This window comes from Frankia sp. CeCAU1 (assembly GCF_977971845.1).
This window is the reverse complement of sequence record NZ_CDWWXA010000130.1, coordinates 1-9,883: the sequence shown is the minus strand read 5'-3', so window position 1 is coordinate 9,883 and position 9,883 is coordinate 1. Positions and strand designations below refer to the sequence as shown.

The window sequence follows — 9,883 nt, the reverse complement described above, 5'->3', positions numbered from 1 at the left end:
CCCGAGCGCCGGCGCCACGGGCGCAGCAAGGCCCCGAGCAGCAGCGCCGCCAAGGCGGCACCGACCAACGGCAGCAGCCACAGCAGCGGCCCGGAGTACTCCTCCGTGGCGTCATCCCCGGACGCCGCCACCCGCGGAGGACCGTCCGGTCCCGGCGACCGCCCTCCCGCCGGGACGATCGCCGGCGTCGCGCGGCAGCCTGCCGAACCCGCGACGGACGGCGGAGTCACCGCGGGACCGGTCGCCGGGGAGACCCGGACCTCGACCCGGGCGGCGCCGGGATCACTGACGAGGCAGAGCAGACCCGCCCCGGGCGCGGACGTCACCCGCGCCCCGGTGACCTGCACCTGATAGCCCGTCGGATAGGACCAGGCCGGCATGCTGATCGCGGTCGCCGTGCCGGCAGCGAGGGGCGGCCCGGCCGACGGCGCGGTCCGGTAGGCCACCGTCAGCACCCGCGACGCGTCGAAGCGCAACACCTCCGGTACCCCGGCGATGGCCACGGGGTAGGGGCGGACGATGTCCGCGGGCGGGGCGGGCGCCCGGCGTTCGGCGCCGCCGCTCCCGACGGGCGCGGCGGTGCCCACCGTGCCCCCGGTCGGGCTCGGGACGTCGTAGAACCAGCTCAGGCCGAACGCGTCGGCGGAGGCGACGAGACCGCGGACACTGACCGCCGACCCGTCCTTCCAGCCGACCAGGTATCCGGTCGGATCATTGACCGCCACCGTCGATGCGGCGTCGAACGGGGCAGGCCGCTCCCGCCACAGCAGGTGCGCGCCGTCATGCGCGGCCACCGCCGCAACGAGACCCGCACCGCCGCCACCACCATCGGGCACCTCGTAGCCGAGCAGGCCCGGCACATCGCGGAACCGCGTCGCCAACCGTTCGAGCCCCGCGGCGAGGCCGGCGACGGAGGGCACGTAGCCCACCGAGGCGGGCACGATCCGCAGCGTGACCCGCAACCCGCGGTCGGTGAACATGCGGGTGAGGGCGGCGGCCTGGTCGAGTCCGGGGTCGGCGGGCGTGGTCGCCGCGCCGGCACCGTCGAGGACCGGCCCACCGGAGGTCGCCGGGAAGCGGCCGCCACTGGCCATCGGGACCGCCAGGCGCACCCCGGTAAATCCGAAGCCGACCCAGGTGTCGATGTCCCCGGCGGTGGGCGTCACCCCGGCCGGCACCGTGATTCCGTGCAGGACGACCACCCGGCGATCACTGTCCGTGAGATACGTTCCCGAGCGACCGATCGTATCGGCCGGGGCGGCGCCCACGGACGGTCCAGCGGGTCCAGCAGGTGCGGCGGGTCCAGCAGGTGCGGCGGGTCCAGCAGGGGAACCGGCCGCCGAGGCCCCGGGTACCGGGCCCGTTCCCGCGAGGCAGCCGACGATCAGGCCGAGCGCGACCAGAAGTGGACGCCGTCCCGGGAATCGCCGGGGATGTTCGAAGCCGCCGCGACGCCGACCGATCGCCGTCCAGCCAGGAACGCTGTCACCACACACCGGACCATCCTGCCGTGCCCACCGCAAACGGGTCAGACCGCCCGGTCGATCCGGTCTTTGGTGGCACGTGGGTTCGCCGGCGCCGTGACCGGCAGCCCGAGCTGATCCGGAGACCGAGCCGGCGTCGCCGCCCCAGAGGAACCCGGCGCTGTGCCGGTGGACGCCGGGGAGACCGATGCCGTGCCGGTGGACGCCACGGCCGCCCCGGCAGCCGCCTGTGCCCGGGCAGCCGCGAGCTCCTCCTTGGCCCGCTTCGCGTACAGGTCCACGTACTCCTGGCCGGACAGGGCCATCAGCTCGTACATGATCTCGTCGGTGACCGAGCGCAGGACGAAGCGATCATCTGCCATGGCCGCGTAGCGGCTGAAGTCGAGCGGGCGGCCGATGCGGATGCCGACCCGACGGATCTTCGGCACCAGCTGGCCCGGCGGCTGAACCTCGAAAGTCCCGATCATCGCCACGGGGATGACCGGGACCCCGGCCTCCAGCGCCAAGCGCGCGACACCGACCTTGCCGCGGTAGAGCCGGCCGTCCGGGGATCGGGTGCCCTCCGGATAGATCCCGAGCAGGCGGCCCTGGCGGAGCACCCGGACCCCCGAGCGCAACGCGCCCTCGCTCGCCTTGCCGCCGCTGCGATCGATCGGGATCTGGCCGACGCCGCTGAAGAACACCCGCTTGAACCACCCCTTGACGCCCGCCTCGGTGAAGTAGTCGCTCTTCGCCAGGTAGGTGACACGGCGGGGGACGACCAGCGACAGGAAGAGGTGGTCCAGGAAGGAGAGATGGTTGCCGGCGAGGATCGCGGGCCCCTCCAGGGGGATGTTCTCCGCCCCCTCGACCCAGGGACGCCAGAACAGGCGCAGGGCAGGTGTCAGGAATACCTTGACCACCCAGTAGAACAAGACAGCTCCCACCTGGTCACCGCCGCACGACGACGGCCCGCCGGGGGCGCCCGTGGCCAGTCGCCCGTCTTCATCCGCCGACGCCGATCACACCTGGCCCGAACCTCCCACGAACCGACCGGTCGGTCGGGCACCGGGGCGCACGCCGCCGGTCCACGACCCGCGGCCTCGCCGGGGTCCGCCACGGAGACCCCGACGATCCTTGCGACCCCACCGCGCCGGGGCGCCCAGGGCCGGGTCGCAAGGATGATGGGCTTGTTCGAGCCTAAGGAGAGGTCATCACGACGTCCACCGAACGGGGTCTACCCCGCTCGGCGTGTCATTCTCCGGTGCCGGCCAGGAAACCTGACGGCGGGCCCCCCACCCCCCGCGGACCGCGCCTCGATCCCGATGTCCCGCGCGCGTAGCCACCCATCACCGATGTCATCAGGCGGAGACTTTCCGTCCGGCGGCTTCCGCCCGGCGATGTTGCCCGGCGGCTTCCGCCCGGCGATGTTGCCCGGCGAGTGAGACACGCACGACCGTGGCCTCAGCCCGCGGACCGTGCGAGCATGCGTTTACCGGCGTTTTCCCTCCGCGCGTCGCCGGACCCGCATCGCGGCATACGGGCGGGCGCGCGAGGCACGAAGGGCGGATCACGATGGCGGGTGTCACCGGTGCGGCCGTCCTCCCGGGCGCGGAACCGTTCGAGTTCGAGGGTGGGTCGGTCGGCGTGCTGCTGGTCCACGGGTTCACCGGCTCCCCGGGCAGCATGCGGCCCTGGGGCGAGTACCTCTCCGCAGTCGGGCTGACAGTCTCGTGCCCGCTGCTGCCCGGCCATGGCACCCGCTGGCAGGACATGGTGCCCACTACCTGGCCGGACTGGTACGCCACGGCGGAGACCGCGTTCCTGCGGCTGCGGACCACCTGCGAGCAGGTCTTCGTCATGGGGCTGTCGATGGGCGGGACCCTGGCCCTGCGGCTGGCCGAGCAGCACGGCGGGGACCTCGCCGGCCTCGTCACGGTGAATCCCAGCCTCACCACCGACCGGTGGCACGCGGCGTTCGCCCCGCTGCTGAGCCGGGTGATCCCCGCCGTGCCTGGTGTGGCTGGCGACGTGAAGGCCGAGGGCGTGCCCGAGGTCGGTTACGACCGGGTACCCCTGCGCCCGTTCGCGTCGCTGCGCCAACTGTGGGCGGTGACCCGGCCGGAGCTCGGTCGGATCGTCTGTCCGGTCCTCACCTACCGCAGCGTCGTCGACCATGTGGTGGAAGCCAGCTCCGGCGCGATTCTGCTGGCCGGGCTGCGCGCCCCGGCCGAAGAACGACTGCTGGAGAACAGTTACCACGTCGCGACGCTCGACAACGACCGAGAAACGATCTTCGAAGGAAGTCTGGAATTCGTCCGGCGGCACGCGCCACGCGCGCTCGTGCCCGACGCGCCCTGCGGCGATGACTGAGCGGTCACCGGGTTCAGGACCCGGCGAGCACCGGCCCTCGCCGGCGGACGGCGCCGCGCCCGAGGGGGCTCCCCTCGGCGGGCCGGGCGGCGCCCCCGCCGGTGGCGGTGGCACCTCCGCGAACCGCGAGGAGCCGACCAGCGGCGGATCCACGCCCGGTGCCGCGCCCACGGCCGGCCGGGGTGGCGGCGGTCTCGACGGCGACAGCGACGGATCCGCGACAACCGCGGGGGGCGACGCACCGCGGCCCTCCCCGCGCTCCCAGAAAGCCGACGACGCCGCGTTCTTCGAACTCATCGCGCGCTTCGACGAGGAGCCCGAATCCCACCGGTGGCCGGCTGCGGAGGATCTGGACGACACCCACCGCCCCACTGTGATCATCCTACGTCCGCCGTTCGAGCCGGCTGCTCCGCCCGTGTCGGAGGACCGGACCGAACCCGGGCTCGACCAGTTGCCGTTCCCGTCCGCGGGCGGTGAGGGCGGCCGACGGGGACGCGGCGGCACCGAGGACCTCGTCGTCGACTTCGGCGATCTGTCGGGTTCCGGCCAGCTCCCGGAGGGTCTGGACGACCCGGATCTGGACCCGGGTCTGGACCCGGACGGTGAGCACTACGAACCTCCACCCCCGCCACCGCTGCCACGGATCAGGCCCGTGACACGCTGGGCGCTCGGTTCGATCGCCCTCGGTGTGATGTTCCTCGTCGTTCCGGACCTGATCGACTTCAACCAGTCCCGGACCCAGAACGTCGCCGGGGTTCTGCTGATCCTCGGCGGGGTCGGCACGCTGGTCGCGCGGATGGGAGACCGTCCGCCCACGGACTTCGACGGCCCCGACGACGGCGCGGTGGTCTGAGCGCGGCGTGGCAGCCGTCGTACCGGCACCGAGATGGAAGGGCGTGGGGCGTGCAATATCACGAAAAGGTCGAAGTCCACGGACATCTCATGGATACGGGCGTGCTGGCCCGGGTTCTCGATGACGTGCTGGACTATGGCGGTGACTATCGGGTCGTTCGTATCGACCTGGGGCGCAGCCACGATGACGAGTCCCACGCGGTCATCACGGTGGGGGCCGACTCACCGAGTCAGCTCATGCGCATTCTGATGCGGATCCAGGTCCACGGCGTGAACAAGATCGAGTCTGGCACGGCCCGGTGCGAGCCGGCCGACCGCGACGGCGTCTTCCCCCCGGACTTCTACTCCACCACCAATCTGGAGACCGTCGTCCACCTCGACGGCCAGTGGGTGCCGGTGGAGCATCCCGAGATGGACTGCGGCCTGGTCGTCTCGCACGGCCGGGTGCGAACGGTACCGGTCACCGACGTGCGCGCGGGAGACATGATCGTGTGCGGCGTGGACGGGGTGAAGGTCGTCCTGCCGGTCACCGCCCATTCCAGCCGGATCTACGAGGAGTACGAATCCCTGGCCGCCCCGCTGCCGAGCTCCACCCAGCCGCAGGCGGTCCTGGTCCGGGCGATCGCCCGCCAGATCCGCGAGGTGAAGGCCGAGGGCTCGCAGGTGCTCTGGGTGGCGGGTCAGACGGTGGTGAGCACCGGAGCCGGGCCGGCGCTGGTCGCCCTCGTCGGGGCTGGCTATGTCGACGTGCTGTTCGCCGGCAACGCGCTGGCGACACTCGACGTGGAGGCTGCCCTCTACGGATCGCCGCTGGGGCTCGGGCCGCTGCGTAGCGGCCGGGTGCAGCGCGGCAGCGAGCAGCACATCCGCGCGGTCAACACGATCCGCCGGGAGGGATCCATCCGGGCCGCCGTGGAGTCCGGCGTGCTCACCCAGGGGATCATGCACGCGATGGTCAAGGCCAACAAGACCTTCGTGCTCGTCGGATCGGTCCGCGACGAAGGCCCGCTGCCCGACGTCCACACCGACGTCCTGGCAGGCCAGCGGGCGATGCGCGCCGCGCTACGGGGGGTGGCGTTCGCCCTCATGATCGCCAGCGCCCAGCACTCCGTGGCCACCGGCAACATCCTGCCGGCCTCGGTCCCGGTGGCCTGCGTGGACGTCAACCCCTCGACGGTGCACGCCCTCATCGAACGCACCAGCGCGCACGCGGTCGGCGTCGTCGCCGACACCGGGCTGTTCCTCGAGGAGCTCGCCGCCGAACTGGTACCCGACTACCGGGCCTCCCCCGCGTAGCGGCTTCGCCGCTACGCGGGGACCCCTGTCGCAGGGCGCCGTACGGGGTCTCCGCCGAATCGCCTTCGGCGACCCTCCTGGGATCGCCGTGGGGGTCGGGTCAGAACCGGGCGAGGTCGGCCGCGCCTACGAGGCCCGCTTGGGATCCGAGCTCGGCGATGACGATGTCCGGCTCGGAACGGTAATCCCGCCCGGGCATAGCGGCCAGGAGGCTCTGCCGGGCCGGGCCGAGCAGCAGCTCGCCGGCGTCGGAGACGCCGCCGCCGATGACGAAGCGGTTCGGGTCGAGCGCGGCGACCAGCGTCGCCATGCCCTCGCCGAGCCAGTGGCCGATCTCGGTGAAGCACCTGATCGCCGCCGGGTCCCCCTTGCGCGCCGCCTCGGTGACGTCCGGGCCGGTCAGCGCGTCGACGCCACCGCCGCAATGCTCCAGCATGGGCACGGCCGCACTCGGATCCACGGTGGCGATGTTCTTCGCCAGCCGGACCAGCGCTCGCCCGCTCGCATACTGTTCCCAACACCCTCTGTTACCACAACCGCACGGATACCCGTCGGGTACCACCCGCATGTGGCCCATCTCGGCGCCGATACCGGACGCGCCCCGGTAGAGCTCACCGCCCAGGACGATGCCGCTGCCGATGCCGGTTCCCACCGTCAGGCAGACGAGGTCACGCCGGCCACGGCCGGCCCCGAAACGGTACTCCGCCCAGGCCATCGCGTTGGCGTCGTTCTCCACGACGACGGGCAGGCCGGTGCGCCCCCCGACCTCGTCGCGCAGGGGTTCGTCGCGCCAGGCGAGGTTCGGTGCGAACAGGACGCGGGACCGGTCCGAGTCGACCCACCCGGCCGCGCCGATGCCGACCGCGCGCACGGCGTGGTCGGCACTGAGCTCCGCGACGACGCTGGCGATGGTGTCCGCGACCTCGGCTGCCGAATGGCCCGGGGTGGGCCGACGCAGGGAAGTGATGATCGTCCCCGCACCGTCCACGACGCCGGCGGCGACCTTCGTCCCGCCAACGTCGATGCCGATCGTCAGGCCCTCCATCCGGTTCTCCGCCGGCAACGGGCCGAGGGCCGCGCCGGCACGCTCGGCGCGCGGAACCGTCAAGCTGCCCGGAATATCCAGGTTCTTCGAACTATCGGGAGTAGCGATGCTCACGTGATATCGATCCTCTGCACGCGGGGTCTAAGCGCGGTGGCTGGTTGGGTGCCGGTGGTGTCCCCCGGCCATGGATGATCCCCGTATGCGGGGCGCGCCGTCTCGCGCCGTCGCGGCGTGGCGGGCCCGGGAGCGCCCTCCCCACCGGCACCGAGGGCGGCGCGGAACGCCGCGGTCAGGGATCCGGCCGCCGCGAGGAGATGGCCAACCACCTCGGGGCGGTCGCCAGCGAGGCTCGACAGGAGCCGGCACAGCGGGCACACGGCGCAGGGCCAGGTGTGATCCGCGGGTCCCGGCGCCGGATCCGCGTGGGGATCGGGCATCGCCGGCGCATCGTCGGCAGCGGAGCCCGCCGCCGACGATGCGCCGGGACCGGGGGGCCCGGCGGGACCGGGGGACAGATGCGAGGCGGCCCAGTCCCGCAGGGCGTCAGCGAGCAGGGCGGCTTCGACCGCGAGCGACCCGCGGCCGGGCAACGCGGACGGGTCGGGGGGAGGCGTGCCGGGGGAAGGCGTGGTGAAGTCGGGCCCGGCGCCGGCGGGCCGGCCCGGGGTGGACCGCTGCGTGGTCATACCCGCACCCACTGCCGCGGGTCCGGAACGAACGAGACGACCAGCCGGTCGTCACGCAGCCGGGCGGTGCTCACGTTGCAGCGACGCAACGCCGCGGGCAGCGGAACGGCCCGCCGGTACGACCCCACGGTCACCACCAGGTCATCACCCAGCCGGGCCAGATCGATCTGGGAACTGTCGACGAACGGCAGGCCGAAGGACAGCGCGAACCCGTCCTCGGTGCGTTCCACCCGCGGCTGGCCGCTCGGGCCGATGAGCGGCTCCCCGAGAACACTCCCCGGATCGAGCTCACCGTAGGTCGCCGCGCCGAAAGCGGCCAGCTCCTCCAGGCCGATCGGTTCGCCCGCCCGGTAGCCGACCGGGAGGACGGGGGTGGGCATGAAGGCCGCGGTGATGTCGGCGAGCTGCTCGCGGTGAACGGCGGCCCACCCCGCCCGCCAGGCGTCCGCGTTCGCCGGCGGAAAGATCCGGTTGACGACGACGCCGTCCAGAGTGAACCCGTGCAGCGACAGCGCCGTAAAGCTGCCGCGGGCCGCGGCGAGCGCCGAGCTCTCGGGGGTCGCCACCAGCCGGACGCTGGTGGTGGCGTGGTCGGTGAGGATCGCGCGCAGGTCGACCGCCGCCCGGTGCAGGCGGGAGACGGTGTCGTAGGCGGGGGCCGCCAGCGCGCTCCACCGCCCGCCGAGCGCCGCCGCCCAGCCGAAACCGGGTCGCAGCCAGCGCGCGAAGGCACCGTCGGGCGGCAGCAGCCGGCGGCAGTACCACGACAGCGTCTCGGGAAAGGCCAGCAGCCGCACCAGCGCCGCCGCCGGGCCTCCGTCGACCACCACCAGGTCGTAGTTCTCGCTGGTGAGACCGTCACGCAGTTCGAGCAGCGTCAGGGTCTCGACGGCCCCCGGCAGGAAGGCCAGCTCCTCCAGGTCGAACGGATCGACGTTGATGGCCGGCCAGGTGCCCGCCAGCACCTCGCGTACGGCCGGCCACCGGGTCTCGACCGCGCGGCGCAGGTCGACCTGTTGGCCGTGCAACCCCGGTTCAAGCTCGGTCGGCTCGGCGCCGATCGGGTGGTCGAGCGCGCAGGCGAGCCCCGCGGCCGGGTCGACCGACAGCACGAGGGTCCGGTGACCCCGTTGGGCGGCGAGGATCGCGGTCGCCGCTGCCACCGTGGTGGTACCGCCGCCGCCCTTCCCCGTGAAGAGCACACACCGCACGTGCGCTCAGCTCTCGACGTACTTCTTGAGGTCCTTGAGAGCGGCCTCCACGATGCCGCTCTGCACCTTCCGCCGGAGCAGACCAGGAATCTTGATCTTCGTCTCGGCGGTGAGGTCGTAGGTCACCTCGGTGCTACCGTCACCCAGGTCGCGCAGGGTGTAGCTGCCGTCCTGCGACGACATCGCCTGGCCCTCGACCATGCTCCAGACGACCTGATCGTCGCCCTTCCAGGTGTACTCGTTGACGAACTCGTCCTTGATGACGACGGCGTTGATCCGAAACCGGGCACGCCGGGGACGGCCGTCCGGGCCCACATCGAGGATCTCGGCCTCCTCGATCTGGCCGATCCAGGTCGGATACGCGGAGATGTCGGCGATCGCCCCCATCACCGCGGCGGGCCGGGCGTTGATGACGACCGTCGATCGGGCGTGGTCCGCCATGGCAGACAGCACCTCCACATTCTTCGAGCGCGGCTGAAGAGCACGGCGTCGCCGGCCCACCGGCAACCCGGATCTCTCCGGGGCCCGGGAACAATCCCCGACCGATCGCCTGAGGCTACCGGAACACCGAGCGCGCCCGGCCGAGCGGCCGGCTACCACCTGAGAACGAAGGGCGTCCCCCGAGCATTGAAATGTCCGACGTTCACGCAGCGTGTGCCGTCGATCTCCAGGCTGGCCGTCAACGGCTGGTGCACATGCCCGAAGAGCACGTAGCGCGGCCGGGTCGCGTGAATGGCTTCGAGGATCGCCACACTGCCGCGCTCGAAGCGGCGTGCCTCGATGTCGTAGACCAGCTCGGGGATGTGCGGGGGGATGTGGCAGCACAGGACGTCGACCTCGCCCACCGCGGCGACCTTGGCTGCGAAGGCGTCGTCGCCAATCTCGTAGGGGGTGCGCATCGGGGTCTGCAGCCGTTGCATCGTGGTGATCGATAGCGCTCATCACCTATGCCGCCTT

At 72.4% G+C, this 9,883-nt stretch carries 9 protein-coding genes and 1 pseudogene; 3 read left to right on the top strand and 7 right to left on the bottom strand.

The window, feature by feature from the left end:
* Together AC08OO_RS18895 and AC08OO_RS18890 are read right to left on the bottom strand one after the other, a co-directional pair.
* On the bottom strand, positions 1-1,268 hold a 1,268-nt coding region (locus tag AC08OO_RS18895; RefSeq protein WP_476618826.1), incomplete at its 3' end, for a hypothetical protein.
* 260 nt (positions 1,269-1,528) lie between these two features.
* On the bottom strand, positions 1,529-2,410 hold the full coding sequence (locus tag AC08OO_RS18890) for a lysophospholipid acyltransferase family protein (protein WP_476607528.1): 882 nt from the start codon (positions 2,408-2,410) through the stop codon (positions 1,529-1,531).
* A gap of 628 nt (positions 2,411-3,038) precedes the next feature.
* Between AC08OO_RS18890 and AC08OO_RS18885 the strand changes: the two genes are divergently transcribed.
* From AC08OO_RS18885 to AC08OO_RS18875, 3 genes are read left to right on the top strand one after another with little or no spacing between them, the layout of a single operon-like run.
* Positions 3,039-3,836 carry an alpha/beta hydrolase gene (locus tag AC08OO_RS18885; protein WP_476611325.1) on the top strand — a complete coding sequence of 266 codons (798 nt, stop codon included), beginning with the start codon at positions 3,039-3,041 and terminating at the stop codon, positions 3,834-3,836.
* Positions 3,829-4,689: a hypothetical protein gene (locus tag AC08OO_RS18880; protein ID WP_476611324.1), complete on the top strand. Its 861-nt coding sequence runs from the start codon at positions 3,829-3,831 to the stop codon at positions 4,687-4,689. Before AC08OO_RS18885 ends, AC08OO_RS18880 begins: the two co-directional genes overlap by 8 nt.
* Positions 4,690-4,739: 50 nt before the next feature.
* Positions 4,740-5,984, top strand: coding sequence for an ornithine cyclodeaminase family domain (locus AC08OO_RS18875; RefSeq protein WP_476607531.1), 1,245 nt, complete (start codon positions 4,740-4,742; stop codon positions 5,982-5,984).
* A 100-nt stretch (positions 5,985-6,084) separates the two neighbouring features.
* Here AC08OO_RS18875 and AC08OO_RS18870 read toward each other — a convergent pair whose 3' ends face one another.
* From AC08OO_RS18870 to AC08OO_RS18850, 5 genes and pseudogenes are all read right to left on the bottom strand, one after another.
* Entirely contained in the window at positions 6,085-7,143 is a 1,059-nt protein-coding gene (locus AC08OO_RS18870; RefSeq protein WP_476611323.1) for an ROK family glucokinase, read from the bottom strand.
* Positions 7,140-7,715, bottom strand: coding sequence for a hypothetical protein (locus AC08OO_RS18865; RefSeq protein WP_476618825.1), 576 nt, complete (start codon positions 7,713-7,715; stop codon positions 7,140-7,142). The genes AC08OO_RS18870 and AC08OO_RS18865 overlap by 4 nt, the downstream gene beginning before the upstream one ends.
* Positions 7,712-8,926 carry an ArsA family ATPase gene (locus AC08OO_RS18860; RefSeq protein WP_476608199.1) on the bottom strand — a complete coding sequence of 405 codons (1,215 nt, stop codon included), beginning with the start codon at positions 8,924-8,926 and terminating at the stop codon, positions 7,712-7,714. The genes AC08OO_RS18865 and AC08OO_RS18860 overlap by 4 nt, the downstream gene beginning before the upstream one ends.
* Before the next feature lie 6 nt (positions 8,927-8,932).
* Positions 8,933-9,367, bottom strand: coding sequence for an SRPBCC family protein (locus tag AC08OO_RS18855; protein ID WP_476608200.1), 435 nt, complete (start codon positions 9,365-9,367; stop codon positions 8,933-8,935).
* Positions 9,368-9,519: 152 nt separating this feature from the next.
* Positions 9,520-9,837, bottom strand: a pseudogene (locus AC08OO_RS18850) (metallophosphoesterase family protein); the annotation flags it as partial.
* Between the last annotated feature and the right edge of the window lie 46 nt (positions 9,838-9,883).

Coding starts and splice junctions, on each gene's coding strand:
- AC08OO_RS18865 (WP_476618825.1), bottom strand. CDS start 7,715: ATGACCACGCAGCGGTCCACCCCGGGCCGGCCCGCCGGCGCCGGGCCC.
- AC08OO_RS18885 (WP_476611325.1), top strand. CDS start 3,039: ATGGCGGGTGTCACCGGTGCGGCCGTCCTCCCGGGCGCGGAACCGTTC.
- AC08OO_RS18855 (WP_476608200.1), bottom strand. CDS start 9,367: ATGGCGGACCACGCCCGATCGACGGTCGTCATCAACGCCCGGCCCGCC.
- AC08OO_RS18880 (WP_476611324.1), top strand. CDS start 3,829: ATGACTGAGCGGTCACCGGGTTCAGGACCCGGCGAGCACCGGCCCTCG.